The 18638-nt window shown below is 66.1% G+C and carries 22 protein-coding genes and 1 pseudogene; 10 read left to right on the top strand and 13 right to left on the bottom strand.

From position 1 onward, the window contains the following. Positions 1-25: 25 nt before the first annotated feature. From treS to ACZYW1_RS10475, 3 genes are all read left to right on the top strand, one after another. Complete coding sequence (treS, locus tag ACZYW1_RS10485) at positions 26-1801, top strand: maltose alpha-D-glucosyltransferase (RefSeq protein ID WP_463785520.1); 1776 nt, start codon at positions 26-28, stop codon at positions 1799-1801. Then, positions 1798-3111: a maltokinase N-terminal cap-like domain-containing protein gene (locus ACZYW1_RS10480; RefSeq protein WP_463785519.1), complete on the top strand. Its 1314-nt coding sequence runs from the start codon at positions 1798-1800 to the stop codon at positions 3109-3111. Before treS ends, ACZYW1_RS10480 begins: the two co-directional genes overlap by 4 nt. A gap of 67 nt (positions 3112-3178) precedes the next feature. Then, positions 3179-3877: a YoaK family protein gene (locus ACZYW1_RS10475; protein ID WP_463785517.1), complete on the top strand. Its 699-nt coding sequence runs from the start codon at positions 3179-3181 to the stop codon at positions 3875-3877. A 68-nt stretch (positions 3878-3945) separates the two neighbouring features. Here the strand turns inward: ACZYW1_RS10475 and ACZYW1_RS10470 are convergent, their stop codons facing one another. From ACZYW1_RS10470 to ACZYW1_RS10435, 8 genes and pseudogenes are all read right to left on the bottom strand, one after another. Next, entirely contained in the window at positions 3946-4938 is a 993-nt protein-coding gene (locus tag ACZYW1_RS10470; RefSeq protein ID WP_463785516.1) for an esterase family protein, read from the bottom strand. Positions 4939-5224: 286 nt separating this feature from the next. Then, entirely contained in the window at positions 5225-5761 is a 537-nt protein-coding gene (locus tag ACZYW1_RS10465; protein WP_463787785.1) for a cob(I)yrinic acid a,c-diamide adenosyltransferase, read from the bottom strand. Between the two features lie 174 nt (positions 5762-5935). Next, positions 5936-6160 (bottom strand): annotated as a pseudogene (locus tag ACZYW1_RS10460) (MerR family transcriptional regulator); the annotation flags it as partial. Between the two features lie 94 nt (positions 6161-6254). Continuing rightward, positions 6255-7082: an ABC transporter permease gene (locus tag ACZYW1_RS10455; RefSeq protein WP_463785515.1), complete on the bottom strand. Its 828-nt coding sequence runs from the start codon at positions 7080-7082 to the stop codon at positions 6255-6257. Next, the gene (locus tag ACZYW1_RS10450) at positions 7072-7893 is read right to left on the bottom strand and encodes an ATP-binding cassette domain-containing protein (RefSeq protein ID WP_463785514.1); all 822 of its coding nucleotides are present in this window, start codon (positions 7891-7893) and stop codon (positions 7072-7074) included. Before ACZYW1_RS10450 ends, ACZYW1_RS10455 begins: the two co-directional genes overlap by 11 nt. A gap of 2 nt (positions 7894-7895) precedes the next feature. After that, complete coding sequence (locus ACZYW1_RS10445) at positions 7896-8342, bottom strand: MarR family winged helix-turn-helix transcriptional regulator (protein ID WP_463785511.1); 447 nt, start codon at positions 8340-8342, stop codon at positions 7896-7898. 56 nt (positions 8343-8398) lie between these two features. Beyond that, positions 8399-8896, bottom strand: a complete 498-nt coding sequence (locus ACZYW1_RS10440) for a metallophosphoesterase family protein (RefSeq protein WP_463785509.1) — start codon at positions 8894-8896, stop codon at positions 8399-8401. 26 nt (positions 8897-8922) lie between these two features. Next, positions 8923-9102: a hypothetical protein gene (locus ACZYW1_RS10435; RefSeq protein ID WP_463785508.1), complete on the bottom strand. Its 180-nt coding sequence runs from the start codon at positions 9100-9102 to the stop codon at positions 8923-8925. Positions 9103-9219: 117 nt separating this feature from the next. Between ACZYW1_RS10435 and ACZYW1_RS10430 the strand changes: the two genes are divergently transcribed. After that, positions 9220-9675 carry a MaoC family dehydratase gene (locus ACZYW1_RS10430; protein WP_463785507.1) on the top strand — a complete coding sequence of 152 codons (456 nt, stop codon included), beginning with the start codon at positions 9220-9222 and terminating at the stop codon, positions 9673-9675. 12 nt (positions 9676-9687) lie between these two features. Beyond that, complete coding sequence (locus ACZYW1_RS10425; RefSeq protein WP_463785504.1) at positions 9688-10587, top strand: alpha/beta fold hydrolase; 900 nt, start codon at positions 9688-9690, stop codon at positions 10585-10587. 78 nt (positions 10588-10665) lie between these two features. On the opposite strand, the gene ACZYW1_RS10420 is transcribed toward ACZYW1_RS10425, so the two are convergent. After that, on the bottom strand, positions 10666-11955 hold the full coding sequence (locus tag ACZYW1_RS10420; RefSeq protein ID WP_463785502.1) for an acyl-CoA dehydrogenase family protein: 1290 nt from the start codon (positions 11953-11955) through the stop codon (positions 10666-10668). A gap of 29 nt (positions 11956-11984) precedes the next feature. Here ACZYW1_RS10420 and ACZYW1_RS10415 point away from each other — a divergent pair, with 29 nt between their 5' ends. Then, a complete protein-coding gene (locus ACZYW1_RS10415) occupies positions 11985-12599 on the top strand; it encodes a GNAT family N-acetyltransferase (protein ID WP_463785501.1) in 615 nt (204 codons plus the stop codon). Between the two features lie 127 nt (positions 12600-12726). Further along, positions 12727-13008, top strand: a complete 282-nt coding sequence (locus ACZYW1_RS10410; RefSeq protein ID WP_463785499.1) for a hypothetical protein — start codon at positions 12727-12729, stop codon at positions 13006-13008. Here the strand turns inward: ACZYW1_RS10410 and ACZYW1_RS10405 are convergent. From ACZYW1_RS10405 to ACZYW1_RS10395, 3 genes are read right to left on the bottom strand one after another with little or no spacing between them, the layout of a single operon-like run. Next, positions 12963-14048, bottom strand: a complete 1086-nt coding sequence (locus ACZYW1_RS10405; RefSeq protein ID WP_463785497.1) for a DUF4185 domain-containing protein — start codon at positions 14046-14048, stop codon at positions 12963-12965. The genes ACZYW1_RS10410 and ACZYW1_RS10405 overlap by 46 nt on opposite strands. A 5-nt stretch (positions 14049-14053) precedes the next feature. Continuing rightward, positions 14054-14848 carry a DUF427 domain-containing protein gene (locus ACZYW1_RS10400; RefSeq protein ID WP_463785494.1) on the bottom strand — a complete coding sequence of 265 codons (795 nt, stop codon included), beginning with the start codon at positions 14846-14848 and terminating at the stop codon, positions 14054-14056. 21 nt (positions 14849-14869) lie between these two features. Then, the gene (locus tag ACZYW1_RS10395) at positions 14870-15193 is read right to left on the bottom strand and encodes an antibiotic biosynthesis monooxygenase family protein (protein ID WP_463785493.1); all 324 of its coding nucleotides are present in this window, start codon (positions 15191-15193) and stop codon (positions 14870-14872) included. Between the two features lie 54 nt (positions 15194-15247). Here ACZYW1_RS10395 and ACZYW1_RS10390 point away from each other — a divergent pair, with 54 nt between their 5' ends. Further along, positions 15248-15682 (top strand): MarR family winged helix-turn-helix transcriptional regulator, encoded by a 435-nt coding sequence (locus tag ACZYW1_RS10390; RefSeq protein ID WP_463785492.1) that lies wholly within the window; start codon positions 15248-15250, stop codon positions 15680-15682. On the opposite strand, the gene ACZYW1_RS10385 is transcribed toward ACZYW1_RS10390, so the two are convergent. After that, positions 15679-16353 carry a TetR family transcriptional regulator gene (locus ACZYW1_RS10385; RefSeq protein WP_463785491.1) on the bottom strand — a complete coding sequence of 225 codons (675 nt, stop codon included), beginning with the start codon at positions 16351-16353 and terminating at the stop codon, positions 15679-15681. The genes ACZYW1_RS10390 and ACZYW1_RS10385 overlap by 4 nt on opposite strands. Positions 16354-16422: 69 nt before the next feature. On the opposite strand from ACZYW1_RS10385, the gene ACZYW1_RS10380 reads away from it, so the two are divergent. Beyond that, on the top strand, positions 16423-17478 hold the full coding sequence (locus ACZYW1_RS10380) for a ferredoxin reductase (RefSeq protein WP_463785490.1): 1056 nt from the start codon (positions 16423-16425) through the stop codon (positions 17476-17478). Positions 17479-17505: 27 nt separating this feature from the next. After that, positions 17506-18612 (top strand): fatty acid desaturase family protein, encoded by a 1107-nt coding sequence (locus tag ACZYW1_RS10375; protein ID WP_463785489.1) that lies wholly within the window; start codon positions 17506-17508, stop codon positions 18610-18612. Positions 18613-18638: the final 26 nt, after the last annotated feature.

The raw sequence follows: 18638 nt of genomic DNA, 5'->3' as shown, positions 1-18638 counted from the left end.
CCCGGGTACGTGTAACGTCGTGGACTTGACCAAGGGCAGAGAGCACTCGTCCGAACATGATCCCGTAGAGGGCAGCCACGTCGAAGGCGGCGTGGTCGAGCACCCCAACGCGGATGAATTCACCGAAGCGAAATCGCTTCCCGCCGACCGAACCTGGTTCAAGCACGCGGTCTTCTACGAGGTGCTGGTTCGGGCATTCCTCGACGGCGACGCGGACGGTTCGGGAGATCTGCAGGGGCTGTTGCAGCGGCTGGACTACCTGCAGTGGCTCGGCATCGACTGCATCTGGCTGCCGCCGTTTTACGACTCACCGCTGCGCGACGGCGGTTACGACATTCGCGACTTCTACAAGGTGCTGCCCGAGTTCGGCACCGTCGAGGATTTCGTCGCGCTGCTCAACGCGGCCCACGAACGTGGCATCCGGGTCATCACCGACCTGGTGATGAACCACACGTCGGACTCGCACCCGTGGTTCCAGGAATCCCGCCACGACCCCGACGGCCCGTACGGCGACTTCTACGTGTGGAGCGACACCAGCGAGAAGTACACCGACGCGCGGATCATCTTCATCGATACCGAGGAGTCGAACTGGACCTTCGACCCGGTGCGCAAACAGTTCTACTGGCACCGGTTCTTCTCGCATCAGCCCGATCTGAACTACGACAACCCCGCGGTGCAGGAAGCGATGATCGACGTCCTGCGCTTCTGGCTCGACCTCGGCATCGACGGGTTCCGGCTGGACGCCGTGCCGTACCTGTTCGAGCGTGAGGGCACCAACTGCGAGAACCTGCCGGAGACCCACGCCTTCCTCAAGCGCTGTCGCAAGGTCGTCGACGACGAATTCCCCGGCCGGGTGCTGCTCGCCGAGGCCAATCAGTGGCCCGCCGACGTCGTCGAGTACTTCGGCGATCCCAGCACCGGCGGCGACGAATGCCACATGGCGTTCCACTTCCCGTTGATGCCGCGGATCTTCATGGCGGTACGACGCGAATCGCGGTTCCCGATCTCGGAGATCCTCGGTCAGACCCCGGAGATTCCGGACATGGCCCAGTGGGGGATCTTCCTGCGCAACCACGACGAGTTGACGCTGGAGATGGTCTCCGACGAAGAGCGCGATTACATGTACTCCGAATACGCCAAAGACCCGCGGATGAAGGCGAACGTCGGGATCCGCCGGCGGTTGGCGCCGTTGCTGGACAACGACCGCAACCAGATCGAACTGTTCACCGCGCTGCTGTTGTCGCTGCCCGGATCGCCGGTGCTGTACTACGGCGACGAGATCGGCATGGGCGACGTCATCTGGCTCGGTGACCGCGACGGGGTGCGTACGCCGATGCAGTGGACACCGGACCGCAACGCCGGGTTCTCCAAAGCCAACCCCGGACGGCTCTACCTGCCGGCCAGCCAGGACTCGGTCTACGGCTACCAGGCCGTCAACGTCGAAGCCCAGCGCGACACCTCGACGTCGCTGCTGAATTTCACCCGGATGATGCTCGCCGTGCGCCGCCGGCACGAGTCCTTCGCGACCGGCCGGTTCGAAGAACTCGGCGGCTCCAACCCGTCGGTGCTGGCCTTCCTGCGCGAGTCACCCGACGACGGTGACACGGTGCTGTGCGTCAACAACCTGTCGCGCTTCCCGCAGCCCCTGGAATTGAACCTCCAGCACTGGAGCGGCCACATACCCATCGAGCTCACCGGTCACGTGGCGTTTCCGCCGATCGGCCACCTGCCCTATCTGTTGACACTGCCGGGACACGGGTTCTACTGGTTCCAGTTGTGCGGTTCCGAGGAGTCGCGATGAACCTGCCGTGGTCAGAATGGCTTCCCCGACAGCGCTGGTACGCCGGCCGTAGTCGCGAATTGGCCACTGCCGAGCCGTTTTTGGTGGTCGAGTTGCGCGAGGGTCTGGATCTCGTTCTGGTCGACGCGACTTACACCAACGGATCGACCGAGCGCTACCAGGTGATCGTCGGCTGGGATTCCGAGCCGCCCAGCGAGTTCAGCGAGGTCGCCACCATCGGCGCGGACGGCGACCGGGTCGGATTCGACGCGCTGTTCGATCCGAGCGCGGCGGCGTTCCTGCTGTCGCTGCTCGATTCGTCGGCCACCCGGGCAGACGTGTCGTTCGGTAAGGAGCCCGGCGTCACCCTGCCGCTGAAGGCCTACCCGCGGGTGTCGGACGCCGAGCAGAGCAACACCAGCGTGATCTTCGATCGCGACGCGATCTTGAAGGTGTTTCGCCGGGTCAGTCCGGGCATCAACCCCGACATCGAGCTCAACCGGGTGCTGGGCAGAGCCGGTAACCCGCACGTCGCGCGGCTGCTGGGCACCTACGAGCTGACCGCGTCGGACGGCGAGGTCCCGCTGGGCATGGTGACCGAGTACGAGGGCAACGCCGCCGAGGGGTGGGCGATGGCCACCGCCAGCGTCCGCGACCTGTTCGCCGAGGGCGACCTGTACGCCTACGAGGTCGGCGGCGACTTCGCCGGCGAGTCGTATCGTCTGGGCGAAGCCGTCGCGTCGGTGCACTCGGGCCTGGCCGAGGCGCTCGGCACGTCGCAGGCCCCGTTCCCGGTCGACACCATGACCGCCCGGTTGTCGTCGGCGACGGCGGCGGTGCCCGAACTCGGGCAGTACGTGGCAGCGATCGAACAACGCTTCCAGAAGCTGGCGGGCCAGACCATCACCGTGCAGCGGGTGCACGGCGACCTGCATCTGGGGCAGGTGCTGCGCACCCCGGAATCCTGGCTGCTGATCGATTTCGAAGGCGAACCCGGCCAACCGCTGGAAGAGCGGCGCGCGCCGGACTCCGCGCTGCGGGATGTGGCCGGAGTGTTGCGGTCATTCGAGTACGCGGCCTACGGGCCACTCGTGGAACAGTCGGCCGACAAGCAGTTGGCCGCCCGCGCCCGGGAGTGGGTGCAGCGCAACCGCAACGCGTTCTGCGACGGCTACGCGGCGGCATCCGGTGCGGACCCGCGCGACTCCGAGCCGGTCTTGGCGGCCTACGAATTGGACAAGGCGGTGTACGAGGCGGGCTACGAGGCTCGGCACCGGCCGGGCTGGTTGCCGATCCCGCTGCGGTCGATCGGCAAATTCGTAGCAGATTGATGTGATTGTCGCCTGAAAGGCGCTTTCGGCGCTGCGCAGGCCGTCATTGCGATGCAAGCATGGCGTCATGCCCCGTGCGACCCTCGACATCCGTGAGACGTTCGACAGCGAAGCTCGCCTCGCCTACCTGTTGGCAGTGCTGGCCGGTGTACTGGGCGCGACGGCGTTCACCCACTCGGCTGGATACTTCGTCACGTTCATGACCGGAAATGCCCAGCGCGCCGTTCTGGGTTATTTTCGCGACGACGTCGTGCTGTCGATCACGGCGGGCCTGCTACTGCTGACCTTCGTCGCCGGGGTGGTGGTCGCGTCGGTCTGCCGGCGGCATTTCTGGGTGGCGCATCCGCATGGGCCGACGATGCTGACCACCTTCAGCCTGCTGGCTGCCACCGTCGTCGACGTGTTCGACGAGGGGTGGACCGAGAGTCAGCTCGACTTTCCGCCGATCATGCTGCTGACTTTCGGAATCGGGGCGCTGAATACGTCATTCGTCAAGGACGGCGAGGTGTCGGTACCGCTGAGTTATGTCACCGGCACGCTGGTCAAGCTGGGCCAGGGCATCGAGCGACACATCGCCGGGGGAAGCCTGGCCGACTGGTTCGGATATTTCCTGCTGTGGGGCGGCTTCATTTTCGGCGCGACGTTCGGCGGGGTGATGAGCTTGTTCGTCAACGGCACCGGAATGCTGGTGTTCGCCTCGGCGATGTGCACCCTGGCAACCGGCTACACGTACTTTCACCAGGATCGCCGCGCCCTGCTGAAATAGACTCTCGCACAAAGAACATCGGCCGCAGCGCGGGGGGAGCGCTGCGGCCGATGCGTGTGGTGGGTCGATCAGGTGGCGTTGGGGCCACCGCTGAGGGTGCGCTGAATGTCGGGCTTCATGGCGACCAGTTGCTGGTTCCAGTAACCCCAGTCGTGCGTGCCGTTGGGCGGGAAGTTGAACGTGCCGTTGCGGCCACCCGCTGCGGTGTAGTTGTCCCGGAACTGCTCGTTGGTGCGCAGGGTGAACTGCTCGAGGAACTTGGCCGGCATGCTGTTGCCGCCCAGGTCGTTCGGAGTGCCGTTGCCGCAGTAGACCCAGATGCGCGTGTTGTTCTGCACCAGGCGTGGAATCTGCACCATCGCGTCGTTGCGCTTCCAGGCCGGGTCGGTGGTCGGACCCCACATGTTGGTGGCGTTGTAGCCGCCGGCATCGCCCATTGCCAGGCCGATCAGCGTCGGCCACCAACCCTCGGAGGGGTTCAGGAAGCCGGACAGTGATGCGGCGTAGGAGAACTGCTGCGGGTAGTACGCGGCCAGGATCATCGCTGATCCACCTGACATCGAAAGACCCACCGCAGCATTGCCGTTCGGCGAGATGCCGCGGTTGGCCTGCAGATATGCGGGAAGCTCCCTGGTGATGAAGGTTTCCATCTTGTAGGTCTGGCAACCGCTCTTGCCGCACGCCGGTTGGTACCAGTCGCTGTAGAAGCTGGACTGTCCACCGATTGGCATGATCACCGACAGGCCGGACTGGTAGTACTCCTCGAACGCCGGAGTGTTGATGTCCCAACCGTTGAAGTCGTCCTGTGCGCGCAAGCCGTCGAGCAGGTAGACCGCGTGCGGTCCGCCGCCCTGGAATTGCACCCTGATGTCGTGGCCCATCGACGGGGATGGGACGCTCAAATACTCGACCGGCAGACCCTTTTTGGAGAACGCCCCCACGGTCGCCGAGCCTCCGATAGCACCCACCAGGCCGGCCAGCAGTGCTGCGCCGACGGTCGCGATTGCCAATCTGCGCGGCAGACGTCCTGCCGCACCACGGAACTTCTCTGCGAACTTCATAGCTCCTATCCCAACTTCCATCTGCCGCATAAGCGGTCGAATAGCGGTCTGTTGCAGTCAAACACGCAAGTAACTACAAGCGTGTCACTCGACGCGGGGTGGGGGATCGCGGTTCGCTAACGATTGGAGTCGCGAGTATCACCGTCGTATAACGATCGCGACTCGGTGTTCCTTGACATCGAAAATCGACTCTGCTGACCGGATTTCAGTGAGGAGTCGCGTCGCGCAGCGTCAGGCGGCTCCACATGGTCGCGAATACCGTTGCGCAGGTGATGTTTTGGGGATCTCAGCCCGTTGTGGCCCCGGGCACCCAGGTCCGCTGATCGACGGAGACTGCTCGGGCGACGATGAACAGCAGATCGGACAGGCGGTTGAGGTACCGAACGATTGCGGGGTTGAGATCGTCGACCGCTACGGCGCGGCGCTCCGCCCGGCGACACACGGTGCGGGCCACGTGGAGTTCCGCCGCCGCGGAACCGCCCCCGGGCAGCACGAACGATTTCAGCGCCGTGAGTTGGGCGTTGGCTTCGTCGCAGCGGCGCTCCAACCGCTCGACGTACCCGTCGTCGATCCGAATCCCGGCACCGTCCGCTGGGCCGGAGAGGTCGGCGCCGAGATCGAAGAGCTCGTTCTGGATCTCTGCGATCCAGCCGGCGAACGGTGCCGCGTCCAGATGCGTGAGGACCACCCCGAGCTGTGCGTTGAGTTCGTCGACATCGCCGCCGGCTTCGATTCGCGGGTCGTCCTTGGGCAGGCGTACCCGCCCGGCGGTCGAGGTGTCGCCGCCGTCGCCGGTACGGGTGTAAATGGTCGTCAGGTTCACGGTCGCGGTCGCCTCCGTTGCTCGGATGATCTCGTCGGTCGGATGATCGGACGAGTCGAGTGCGGACAGCAGGCGTTCGAGCCGGTGACTCAGCTCCGAGGTCTCCCGCAGCCGGTCTCGCACCTGCTGTTGATGTAGCCGGACCACTGAGCGGAGGTCCTCGCCGTCCAGTGCCCGGCGGATCTCATCGAGGTGAAAGCCGAGGCTGCGCATCGCGGTGATCTGGTAAAGCCTTTCGGCCTGCGCGATCCGGTATCGCCGGTGACCGGCCTCCGTCCGCGACGCCGGCGCAAGCAGGCCCACCTGCTCGTAGTGATGCAGGGTCCGCACGGTGATACCGGCCGCGTCGGCGAGTTCGCCCACGCTCCATTCCTGGTTGCCGTCCACGATTTCCGTCATCGCCATGAACCTACGACCTGACGCTACGTGAGGTGCAAGCCTGGAACATACCGATCGCACGACACGGGTGAAACGGAACCGGACGGCGCGTGCGCTAGGTGACCAGACGGCGCAGAAAGGTTGACGCGGTAGCGATTCCGACGATCGCCGCGATCACCAGAACCACGACGTCCAGCGGGTTGAACGCAGTACCGATCAGCAGCGCCCGCAACGCATGGACCTCGTAGCTGAGCGGGTTGACGGTGCTGAGCGCGTGCAGCCAGCCCGGCATCACGTCGACCGGATACAACGCGTTCGACGCGAAGAACAGCGGCATCGTGATGGCCTGGCCGATCCCCATCAGTCGGTCGCGGTTGCGCACCAGACCGGCCAGTGTCATCGACAGGCAGGCGAAGAAGGCAGACCCCAGCATCACGACGGCCATGGCCGCGACGATCCGCAGCGGATTGATCGTCATGGGAATGCTCATCGCGTAGGCCAGTGCCAGCACGCCGACAACCTGAGCCACCGATCGCACGCCGGCGGCAAACGCCTTACCGGTGATCAGAGCGGACGCCGGTGCCGGCGTGACCATCAGCTTGGCCAGGATTCCGGCGTCCCGGTCCCAGATGATCTGGATGCCATAGAAGATCGAGATGAACAGCGCCGACTGGGCGATGATCCCCGGTGCCAGGAAAGCCAGATACGACACCGGACCGGTGTCGATCACGCGCAGCTTGCTGAACGTGGTGCCGAAGATCAGCAACCACAGCGCCGGCTGCACCATCCGCGTCACGAGTTCGGTGCGATCGTGGCGAAGCTTCTGCATCTCCACGATCGCGAAAGCGCCGACCCGGCCGAAGGTCGCCGAGATGCGTTGGCGTCCCCGCGGCGCCCGGGTCAGGGCGACGGGTGTGGGCTTGACTGCGGAATCAACCGGCACGGCTGGCTACCTTTCGGCTGGAACGGATTTCGCGGAACGAGCCGGCATCGGCTGACTGCTTCGACAAGTCCGAGGCGGTGTAGTGCCGGAACACGTCCTCCAATGTCGCGCCCACGGACACCGTCCCCTTCAGTTTCGTCGGGGTGCCGACGGCGCGCAGTGTGCCCTGATGCATCAACGCGACCCGATCGCACAGGGCGTCGGCTTCCTCCATGTAGTGCGTGGTGAGCAGGACCGTCATGCCGAACTGGTTCTGCATGTTCAGCACATGAGCCCACACCCGGTCGCGCGCAATCGGATCCAGGCCCACTGTCGGTTCGTCGAGGACCAGCAGCGACGGCCGGTTGACCAGGGCCTGGGCCACCTCGAGGCGGCGCACCATGCCGCCGGAGAAAGTTCCGGCCGGCCGGTCGGCGACGTCAAGCAACTCCATGGCGTCCAGGGCCTCGTCCACTCGCGCGGACCGTTGCGGGCGGGGCACGCCGTACAAGCGCGCGAACCAGGCCACGTTCTGGCGGCCGGTCAATGCGGGCTCGATCGAAAGCTGTTGCGGCACATAGCCGATATTGCTCCGGATGTCGGTCGTCTGGTCGCGGGCGTCGAGACCGAAGATCCGTAGCTCACCGCGCTGTACCGGGGTCAGGGTGGTGAGCATCCGCACCACGGTGGTCTTGCCGGCGCCGTTGGGTCCGAGCAGGCCCAGCGTCTCACCCGGCCGGACTTGCAGGGTGACGTCGTCGACCGCGGTGAACTGGCCGTAGCGGTAGGTCAGGTTCCGGGCGTCGACCGCCATCGGCAGTGCGTTGGTCATCGTCATCGCTCCTGGAGTCGTCGGGTCATCGTGTCGAGCACTGCCAGGCCCTTGGTCAGCGCCTCGACCTGGTCGTCGCCGAGCTCCGCCAGCACGTCGGCGAGCATGGCGCGGCGGGCGGCGCGGGAGGAGTCGACGATCTGCCGGGCTGCTCCCGCGAGTCGCAGCTGACCGATCCGCCGGTCGGTCCGGTCGGCGGTCCTGATCAACAGGCCCCGATCGACCAGCTTCGACACCAGCGTCGACGCGGTGTTGGCGACCAGACCCAGCTCCGCGGCCGCGGCACTGACGGAGATGCCCGGTTGCCGGGCGACCAACCAGAGCAACTCCGACTGCGATTCCGTCAGGTGTGCGGAGTCGAATTGCCGCTCGGCCGATCGGCGGAGTTGGCGCCGGAATCTGCCGACGACGCGCGATACCTCGTTGACCGGATCGATGAGTGTGCTCACTTGTATCTGTTTACGAGCTAAGTATGTGTAGACACTGTGTCCGAGCTAGCAGCGAGCTACTTCTCCAGCCGATGCAGGACGACATCGACGAGCGACCCGTCCGCGATGCCGGCCGTCATGTAGGTACAGAACGGCTGCCTGCGCCGATCGGTCGGCGAACCGGGGTTGAGCAGCCGCAGGCCGGTGTCGGCTGTGGTGTCCCACGGGATATGGCTGTGGCCGAACACCAGTACGTCGGTATCGGGATAGAGACGCGCCATTCGGGCGTCGCGCCCGGAGCTGGGACCGGTCTCGTGAACCACGCTGAACCGCAGTCCATCCAGTACCGCATCGGCTCGCTCCGGCAGCCGCGCCCGCAACTGCGGCCCGTCGTTGTTGCCCCAGCACGCGATCAGGCGCTTGGACCTGTCCGCCAGCCGGTCGAGTAGGTCGGGATCCATCCAATCGCCGGCGTGAAAGACGACGTCGGCCGCAGCGACCTCGTCCCAGACCCGCGCGGGCAGGTCGCGGGCCCGCCGCGGGACATGGGTGTCGGCGAGCAACAGCAGCTTCACCGGTTCATCCTGCTACGCACCGGTGGCTAGGTGTCCTTGCTGCGGGCTTCCGCGCCGGTCTCGCCGACATCGAGCGCGTCGTCGACACCGATGGTCCGGCCGACGTAGCTACCGTCCCCGTCGACACCCTTGCGGGAGCGCGCCTCGTGCGTCTCGGGCTCGACGTCGGACTCGGCGCGGTGACCTTTGTGCCGCCAAAATCGCATGGGCGGTGGTTACCCGGCCGGTGTTCCCGGCGAAACATCCCGGTGGATCAGCCGCGCAGGTGGAGTGGCACGATGCTTACAGCGCCGCACGCTTCAGGCTCAAAGGAGAGACACGCCATGCGCACCTTCGATTCAGTCGCCGACCTCGCCTCGATCAAAGGTGAAAGCATCGGCGAGAGTGACTGGGTGACGATCACTCAGGACGACGTCAACTTGTTCGCCGACGCAACCGGCGATCACCAGTGGATCCACGTCGACCCGGAGCGCGCGGCCAAGGGACCGTTCGGCAAGACCATCGCGCACGGCTTCATGACGCTGGCGCTGCTGCCGCGGCTACAGCACCAGATGTACACCGTCAACGGCATCAAACTCGCAATCAACTACGGCCTCAACAAGGTTCGCTTTCCCGCGCCGGTGCCGGTCGGGTCGCGGGTACGTGCGAAGAGCTCGCTGGTCAACGTCGAGGACGTCGGTAACGGCGCCGTGCAGGCCACCGTGTCGACCACCGTGGAAGTCGAGGGAGGCGACAAACCGGCGTGCGTCGCCGAGAGTGTCGTCCGCTACATCTCCTAGGCCACGGCGATCATGGACGCGGAGTTGGCTTCCTGGCTGGACGGCGGGATCTATTTCGACTACCTCGGTTTCGACATCTTCTACCGGGTGGAGGGCAGCGGTCCGCCGTTGCTGCTGATCCACGGCTACCCGTTCAATTCGTTTGACTGGCAACCGATCTGGCCCACACTGACGCAACGGTTCACGGTGATCGCGCCGGACATGATGGGCATGGGATTCTCGGCCAAACCGACGGCCTACGAGTACTCGGTGCACGATCATGCCGACATGCACGAAGCGTTGCTCGCCCACCTCGGAATCGGCAACGCGCACATCCTGGCTCATGACCTCGGCGACTCGGTGGGCCAGGAACTGTTGGCCCGCAGCGAGTTCGGTCAGCATGTCTACGGCGCACTCGGCATCGACTCGATCACCTGGCTCAACGGCGGCATGTTCGTCGAAACCTACACCCCCCGGGCAGCGCAGAAGCTGCTGTCGGGAACTCCGTTGGGCGACATACTGAGTCCGCTGCAGAACAGTTCGTTGTCGCGTCGGCTGCTCGAGCCGACCCTGCGTGAGATGTTCGGCCCGAACACCAAGCCGACCCCGCACATGATGGACGTCTTCAGCCAAATTCTGAATTACAACGACGGCCGGCGCGTGCTGCACAAAGTAGGCCGCTTCATCAAAGACCGCCACACGCACCGGAATCGGTGGGTCCGGGCGATGCGGGAGACGACGGTGTCGATGCGGTTGATCGACGGACCGATCGATCCCAATTCGGGTGCGCACATGGCGCGCCGCTACGCCGAGGTGATTCCCAACGCGGACGTGGTGATGCTCGCCGACGACATCGGGCACTGGCCGCAACTCGAAGCGCCGGAGGCGGTGCTGGAGCACTTCCTGGCCCACATCGACCGCGTCGGTCCCTAGAACTCGCCGAAATCTACGTTGGCGCGAAGATGTTCGAGTGGCGCGAACGGCGGCGTCGGTCTCGGCGGCAGAAGTGGCCTAGAACTCCGCGACCGCGTGCTCCAGGCGCTCGGCCAACCGGGCCTGCGCCTCGGCGCGCCGGGTAGGCAGGTGCTGGGACGGGAAAGGCGTTGAGACGGGCTCGTATTCGCGCAGAGTACGACGGGCGACGGTCATCTTGTGCAGTTCGGTGGCGCCGTCGGCGATGCCCAGCGACTCCGCGGCGATCATCATCTTGATGAACGGCATCTCGTTGGAGACGCCGAGTGCGCCGTGCAGGTGCAGCGCCCGCTGCACCACGTCGTGCAACACCGTGGGCATCGCGACCTTGACCGCGGCGATGTCACGGCGCACCTTCTGGTAGTCGTGATGCTTGTCGATCAGCCATGCGGTCCGCAGCACCAGCAACCGGAACTGCTCGATCTGGATCCAGCTGTCGGCGATCTTCTCCTGTGTCATCTGGAAATTCGACAGCGGGCCCATCCGGGTCTGGCGCGACACCGCCCGCTCACACATCATGTCGAACGCGCGGCGGGCCAGTGCGATCGTCCGCATGGCGTGATGGATGCGGCCACCGCCCAGTCGGGTCTGTGCGATCGCGAAGGCCTGGCCCTCACCGCCGAGGATGTGATCGGCCGGCACCCGGACATCGGCGTAGCGGACGTAGCCATGGGTGGCATGCGACTCGGTCCCGACCCCGACGTTGCGGATGATCTCCACACCGGGCGTGCCGGCCGGAACGATGAACAGCGACATCTTGTCCCGGGTCCGTGCCTCCGGGTTGGTGACGGCCATGACGATGAAGAACGAGGCGTGCCTGGCGTTGGTGGAGAACCACTTCTCGCCGTTAAGCACCCAGTCGTCTCCGTCGCGCTGCGCGCTCGTCACGAACAGCCCGGGGTCGGAACCGCCCTGCGGCTCGGTCATCGAGTAACACGAGGTGATCTCGCCGTCGAGCAGCGGTTGTAGGTAGCGGGTCTTCTGCTCGGGGGTGCCGAACAGGGCCAGGATCTCGGCGTTGCCGGAGTCGGGGGCCTGCGATCCGAACACCGACGGGGCCCAGCGGGACCGGCCCAGGATCTCGCTGAGCAGGGCGAGCTTCACCTGGCCGTAACCCTGACCGCCCAGTTCGGGTTTGAGGTGCGCGGCCCACAGTCCGTGCTCGCGGACCTGCTGTTGCAGGGGACGCAGGATCGCCATGGTCTCGGCGTCCTGCTTGTCGTACGGATCCAACGAGAGCAGGTCGAGCGGTTCGAGTTCGTTGACCATGAAGTCTTCGACCCAGTCGAGTTTCTGCTGGTATTCCGGGTCGGTCTCGAAGTCCCACACGCCGTCTGACGCTACTACTCTGTCTGACGATGACAATCCACACGCGCCCGGGACGCAAGGCCGACGTCTCCGAGCTTTCGTACACGCTCGGCCGCGCGTTCTTCGACGACCCGGTGTCGGTCTGGATCATGCCCGACGAGCAAGCGCGGGCCAAGCACCTGCGGAAGTTCTTCGGGACCGTCACCCGCCACCACCATCTGGCCGGCGGTGGTGTCGAGGTGGCCACCGACGGGTCGGCGATCGGGGCGGCGGCGCTCTGGGACCCGCCGGGCCGCTGGAAGCAGTCGACGCTCGAACAGCTGAGAATGCTGCCGTCGTTCGCCCTGGGGTTCGGGCCGCGGGTGGCGATGGGCCGCCGACTCGGCGAGCTGATGACGACGATGAAGTCGCAGCACCCCGAGGAGCCGCACTGGTATCTCGCGGTGATCGGCAGCGACACCTCGGTCCGGGGCAAGGGCTACGGTCAGGCGCTGATGCAGTCCCGGCTCGACCGCATCGACGCCGAGCACGCCCCGGCCTATCTGGAATCCAGCAAGGGCGAGAACGTTCCGTACTACCAACGGTTCGGCTTCGAGGTGACGGGCGAACTCGTCCTCCCCGGTGGCGGCCCGACGCTGTGGCCCATGTGGCGAGCCCCGCGCTAGCCGACTCAGAACGCGTCGAGCGTTGCGCTCAGGGCGGCGACACGCCGACTCGAACCACCCTCAGTGCACGCTCGGACGAAGGGTGCGCGGTGTTTAGCCCTCAGAGGTCTAGGGCAACCGACCGACCATGCCTGACGACGAGACCCTGAGCCCGAGCGAGTCCACCGATTCCGACGAGGTTCGCAACGACGATGGCGACACCGTCGTCGATCCGCCCGATGGTTGGAGCGAGGCCGACAAGTTCGGGATGACGCCACGCGAGGAGCGTGAGGGCGAGTCGCTCGACGCCCGTCTCGCCAAGGAAGAGCCCGACGTGCTCGAGGATGCGGCCCCCGAGGAACGTCCGGCCCGGCAACACCACGGTCAGATCAGCGGGACCCCCGAGGACGGCGACTCCCTCTTCGGATGATCGGCCCGGGTGGTGTCCCGCAGCGTCGCGCGGAATTGCATTGCCCGGTAGGGCCACCCGCGTGCGGTGTTCCACTGCGACACCACCAGGCCGACGCCGCCGACCACGTCCAACGTCGATCCCGGCAGTACGTAGCCGCCGTAGAGTTGCGCCACGCGGCCGCCGGCGTGGTCTTCGCCGTCCCAGTCGGACCCGACCACCGGCCGCTGCAGCGGGGCGTTGCGCATCGCGGTCGGCGCCGTCGCCACCCGGTAGGCCAGCGCATAGTGTGAAGAGAGGAATCCGCCCAGAACCCAGCGGCCGCTGTCCAGTCGCCGTAGCGACAGTTCGCCCCAGGTCTCGCCCGCCGGGGTCAGCGGTGTCGGCCGCACGCCCCACGACCACAGCCCTCCGGTCCGGCCCCAGCCGACGTATCTGCGCCGATCGCCGATGTGTTCAGGCCGGACCCGCTGCAGGATGATTCCCTTGTCACGCTGAAAGCCGGTGGACGCCACATAGATCCAGCCGTCGACCGGATCGTGATCCCACGACCAGCATTGCGCATGCCCGCCGTGCAACCCGGCGGGAAACTTCGCCTTCAAGCGGCGCCAGGAGACGCCGCTATCGTCGGATCGCCAGATCTCGGTCCACACCACGTTGCCGAAGCCGCGGTTGACGATCGCGTGCAGGTAGAGCGCAGCGCCCACCCGCAACAGGTCGGACGGAATCACTGTGCTGATGCCGCGGCGAGGTCGGCCGTTCGGCCCGGTCCGATGCTGGTAATGCCACAGTTGCTCGGCGAAGTCGGAGTCGGGACCCCCGGCCCGGTGGTAGGTGATCGGACGGTGGGCATCGCCGCTGCCGATCAGAATCACCGGTGAACGCCAATGCCCTTGTCCGACAAGCTCACCCGAGAAGGTGTCGCCGAACACCGAGACCAGGTGCCCGTCGGGTGCGATCACCGACGCGCCCAGGTCGGTGCCTGTCACCCCCCATCGGTCGGTGCGGCCGGGCCCGGTGATGTCGGCCAGCTTGCCCTCACGGCGATCTGCGGCGGCCACGGCGGTCAGCGCGAAAACGGCGTGATCGGCCGCTGTCGGCGCTCGCCGTCGACAATGACGTCGACCTGCTCGTTGAAGAATGCGACGTGATCACGGATGGGTGCCGCTTCGCGGAGCGGATCGTGATACGTCCAGGCAATGTCGTTGGGGCCGGATGGAATCGAGAGATAGGACGCCCGGCCCTTGTAGGCGCAGTCGGTGACGGTATCGGTCGGTTCCATCGCCACGACCACGTCGGCGGGCGGCAGGTAGAAACGGGTCGGCAGCCCGGTTTCGAACAGCAGCAGCGGTCGCGACGACTCGGCGAGGAGCCGGCCGTCGGCTTCGATCCGGACGTGGCGGCTGGCGGCCAGGATGTCGATGCGCTTGAAGGGATCGTGTGGGTGCGAGACGATCGGCTCGTCTTCCTCGCGCCATTCGAACGCGCTGAAGTCGACGGTGAGTTGGCCGGCCAGATCCGGGTCGTCGGGCTGGAAGGCTGCCGCCGGGGATCGCCGGTCGCCGATCACGACGTCGAACATCTCGCCGGTGCAGCTATGCGCGGCAAAGGGATTGGTGGGCACCAACACCGGTAGGTCGGACACGTCGTCGACCCGGCCGGCCGGCTCCAGCACCGCCAGGAAGTCCGCCCGCGGGACCGCGTAGGTCGGTACCAGCCGGCGCGGTTCCCACACCAGCAACCCGCGGACGGTGTCGGCCACCGGTTCGCCGGCCAGAAACGGTCGGAGACGCTTTTCGCAGGTTTCGTAGCGCAGCGAGGGCAGCGCCTCGTCGAACAGGTCTCGCATTCGGATGCCCATCGCTCCATCATGGCGCGGCGGCTACGCGTCGTGCACCGACTCCACGGTGTAGAGGTGTGGTTCGAAGCTTTCGGCCACCTCGGCGCACCGCACCATGTGTTCCCGGGCGGTGGGATTGCGCCGCATGGCATCCATGGCCTCGACGCTGCGCCACTGCGCGTAGTTGACCACCCGGGTGCCGTCGGTGCTGATGTGGATGTTCGCCGAGACGAACCCCTCGATGTGTTGGATGACGTCGTCGGTGGCCGCGGTCAGCAGGTCGGCGAGTTCACGGGCCCGCTCGGGTCGGACGGTGAAGACATTGATCAGCGTTGCGTGGTCGGCGTGTGCGGTGATGGTGGACATCTGGACCCCTCTATGTCAGGTTCTTGACACAAGCATAGGTGTAAGGTTCCTGTCATGCAACACTCCGACACCGAACGCTCGATCGGGTATCTGGTGAAGCGGGTCCAGCAGGGACTGCGGCGAGAATGTGACGCCGCCCTGAAATCGACCGGGATCTCCATGGCCCAGTACTCGACGCTGCGGGCACTGCACGAGCACCCGGAGGCCTCGGCCGCCGAACTCGCGCGACTGTGCTTCGTCACCCGCCAGTCGCTGCAGGACGTGCTCGTCGGACTACGCGCGGCGGGACTGGTCGAAAATGCCGACGCCGTGCCTCGCGGCCGCGCGCAGTCCCTCGCTGTGACCCGCCAGGGGTCGCGGCGACTGAACGCCGCGCACGCCGCTGTATTCGGCGTCGAAGACGTTATGCTACAAGGCATTTCAGTAAAGGATCGACGTGTCGTGGCCGAGGCCCTGGCGCGCTGTGCCGAAAACGTCGAGGGCGCTTAGGGTTTGCTGCTCCAGCCGGTGATGCCGATCACGATCATCCGCAGCTGCTTGACCGCGGTCCGCCGGATCTCGTCGATCGCCTCGGGGCTCTGGGCGTCTTCGAGTGCTTCGGCGATGACGATCATCGAGTTGACGAACAGCTGTGCCAGCACATTGAGGTCGTCGGTGCTCCAGGTGTTCAACCCGGGGAAACGCGCCAGGTCGGTGGCCAGCTCGGAGGTGACCAGCCGGAACTCCGTGCGAATGGCATACCGCAGCACGGCCACGCCGCTGGAGCGCTCGCGCCCGATGAAACGCCAGTGCTCGCGGCGCTCGGTGACGCTGGCAACCACGATCTCGACCGACGACTCGATCACCCGGTTGGGGTCGAGTTTGCCGGCTCGAGCGCCGCGCAGCATGTCTCGCAGGGTTCGGAACGACTCGTCGATCAGGACCAGTCCGAGGGATTCCATCGACTCGAAGTGACGGTAGAACGCGCCGGGCACGATGCCGGCCTCACGCGTCACCTCGCGCAGGCTCAGTCCGCTGAAACTGCGCTCGTCCAGCAGTTTGAGCGCCGCAGCGACAATGGCCCGCCGGGTCGCTTCTTTGCGTTCCTCGCGGGAGGGTCCTTCGCGGCTACGGCCGCGACTCGATCGGTGCGGCCGTGAGCTAGGCGCACGACTGTTCACTATGTGAAGCCTAACACAGACCAGGGTAAACCCTTGACGAACAGGGCTATGTGGGCGCACGGTATACACATGTTCACCGAAACTTTGAAGCGGCGGGTGTTGGGGTCCGACCTCATCAACCTGCTCACCGGTCCGCATGGCGTCGACCGGTACACCGAGGTGGTAGACCCCGCATGGACGCGGGCCGAGGGTCGCGCCACGGTCGTCGACATCCGACGGGACACCCCGCGCAGCGTCACCCTGGTGCTGGTGCCGAATCAAGCGTTCACTGACACGGTCGCCGCCGGGCAATACGTCAACCTCGCGGTCGAGATCGACGGTCGCCGGCACACCCGGTGTTACTCGCCGGCCAACGCCGAGGGCGCCTCGCAGCTCGAGGTGACGGTCGGCAAGCATCACGGCGGCCTGGTCTCGACCTACCTGTACGAGCACGCGCGACGCGGCATGGTGGTCGGCCTGACCGGGGTGGGTGGCGACTTCGTCCTCCCCGCGCAGCGGCCCCGGCGCATCCTGTTCGTCTCGGGCGGCAGCGGCATCACCCCGGTCATGGCGATGCTGCGCACGCTGGTCGGCGAGGGCCACCCGGGCGAGATCGCGTTCGTGCACTACGCGCGCAACCGCGCTGCGGCCAATTACCACGACGAGCTCGCCGCCATGCCCGGCGTCCGGGTGCTGCACGGCTACACCCGCGCACCCGGCGGTGACCTGGAAGGCCGATTCGGCGCTGAGCACCTGGCCGCGGCCATGCCCGAGCCCGATGCCGTATTCGTCTGCGGCCCAGAAGCTTTGGTCGATGCCGTCCGCGAGCACTACCCGGACGCGCAGTCGGAGAGCTTCGTCCCGCCCAAGCTCGACATGCCGGCCAAGCCGTCCGGCGGCCGAGTCACGTTCGCGGACAGCGCAGTCGAGGTCACCGACGATGGCCGCTCATTGCTCGAGCAGGCCGAGTCGGCCGGACTGAATCCCGCAAGCGGATGCCGGATGGGCATCTGCCACACCTGCACCCGCCGCAAGACCAGCGGCGTGGTTCGCAATCTGACCAGCGGTGCGGTGTCGACCGCGCCCGGCGAGGACGTGCAGATCTGCGTGTCCGTTCCCGTCGGCGACGTCGACATCGCACTGTAAACCCACAAGGGACTAGGAGGCTCCACCATGTCGCAGCCCAAGATCGCCCTGACCGCCGAGCAGGCCGACGCGTTCGGCGCCGAACTCGACGCAATCAAAGACCGCGTGATGGCCGACCTCGGCCAGCGCGACGCCGACTACATCCGCAAGGTCATCAAGACGCAACGCGGCCTCGAAGTGGGCGGCCGTGCCCTGCTGATGGCCGGGATCTTCCCGCCCGCCTGGCTGGCCGGCACCGCCATGCTCGGGATCTCGAAGATCCTCGACAACATGGAGATCGGCCACAACATCATGCACGGGCAGTACGACTGGATGCGCGACCCGTCGATCCGCGGCCAGGAGTTCGAATGGGACACCGCCTGCCCGGCCGACCAGTGGCGGCACTCGCACAACTACATGCATCACACCCACACCAACATCGTCGGCATGGACCGCGACATCGGCTACGGCATCCTGCGGATGAGCGAAGACCAGAAGTGGCGGCCCTACTACCTGGGCAACCCGGTGTACGCGTTCCTGCTGATGGTGCTGTTCCAATACGGGGTCGCGCTGCATGAAATGGAAAGTGAGCGCATCACCTCCGGCGAGATCCGGCTGGCTGACAAGCGTGAAGTCCTGCAGGAGATCTGGCGCAAGACCCGCAAGCAGGTGCTGAAGGACTACGTGGCCTTCCCGCTGCTGGCCGGGCCGTTCGCCCCGTTCGTGTTCACCGGCAACCTGACCGCCAACCTGATGCGCAACGTGTGGTCGTACATGATCATCTTCTGCGGCCACTTCCCGGACGGCACACAGGAATTCAGCATCGAAGAGACGGCGGGCGAGTCACGCGGACAGTGGTACTTCCGCCAGGTGCTGGGTTCGGCGAACCTGACCGGCGGCAAGCTCTTCCACATCCTGTCCGGCCACCTGTCGCACCAGATCGAGCACCACCTGTTCCCGGACATGCCGGCGCACCGGTACTCCGAGATCGCGGGCGAGGTGCAGGAGATCTGCAAGCGTTACGGCATCCCTTACAACGCGGGCTCGCTGCCCAAGCAGTTCGGCACCGTCGTCCGCAAGATCGTCAAACTGGCCATGCCGCCGAAGAAGCGCAGCGAGGCCCAGCCGGCAGAACGCGAGCGCGTCGCCGCCTGAGCGCCTTGGTCGTACATCGGACCGGG

The organism is Mycobacterium sp. IDUB_36 (assembly GCF_055419225.1).
The sequence above is the reverse complement of the archived record's forward strand: the minus strand, read 5'-3'. Positions and strand labels throughout refer to the sequence as shown.

Bases quoted from the DNA above. Each gene is read 5' to 3' on its own strand.
- ACZYW1_RS10480 (WP_463785519.1), top strand. From the start codon at position 1,798: ATGAACCTGCCGTGGTCAGAATGGCTTCCCCGACAGCGCTGGTACGCC.
- ACZYW1_RS10475 (WP_463785517.1), top strand. From the start codon at position 3,179: ATGCCCCGTGCGACCCTCGACATCCGTGAGACGTTCGACAGCGAAGCT.
- ACZYW1_RS10470 (WP_463785516.1), bottom strand. From the start codon at position 4,938: ATGAAGTTCGCAGAGAAGTTCCGTGGTGCGGCAGGACGTCTGCCGCGC.
- ACZYW1_RS10450 (WP_463785514.1), bottom strand. From the start codon at position 7,893: ATGACCAACGCACTGCCGATGGCGGTCGACGCCCGGAACCTGACCTAC.
- ACZYW1_RS10435 (WP_463785508.1), bottom strand. From the start codon at position 9,102: ATGCGATTTTGGCGGCACAAAGGTCACCGCGCCGAGTCCGACGTCGAG.
- ACZYW1_RS10430 (WP_463785507.1), top strand. From the start codon at position 9,220: ATGCGCACCTTCGATTCAGTCGCCGACCTCGCCTCGATCAAAGGTGAA.
- ACZYW1_RS10425 (WP_463785504.1), top strand. From the start codon at position 9,688: ATGGACGCGGAGTTGGCTTCCTGGCTGGACGGCGGGATCTATTTCGAC.
- ACZYW1_RS10415 (WP_463785501.1), top strand. From the start codon at position 11,985: ATGACAATCCACACGCGCCCGGGACGCAAGGCCGACGTCTCCGAGCTT.
- ACZYW1_RS10410 (WP_463785499.1), top strand. From the start codon at position 12,727: ATGCCTGACGACGAGACCCTGAGCCCGAGCGAGTCCACCGATTCCGAC.
- ACZYW1_RS10400 (WP_463785494.1), bottom strand. From the start codon at position 14,848: ATGGGCATCCGAATGCGAGACCTGTTCGACGAGGCGCTGCCCTCGCTG.
- ACZYW1_RS10395 (WP_463785493.1), bottom strand. From the start codon at position 15,193: ATGTCCACCATCACCGCACACGCCGACCACGCAACGCTGATCAATGTC.
- ACZYW1_RS10390 (WP_463785492.1), top strand. From the start codon at position 15,248: ATGCAACACTCCGACACCGAACGCTCGATCGGGTATCTGGTGAAGCGG.
- ACZYW1_RS10380 (WP_463785490.1), top strand. From the start codon at position 16,423: ATGTTCACCGAAACTTTGAAGCGGCGGGTGTTGGGGTCCGACCTCATC.
- ACZYW1_RS10375 (WP_463785489.1), top strand. From the start codon at position 17,506: ATGTCGCAGCCCAAGATCGCCCTGACCGCCGAGCAGGCCGACGCGTTC.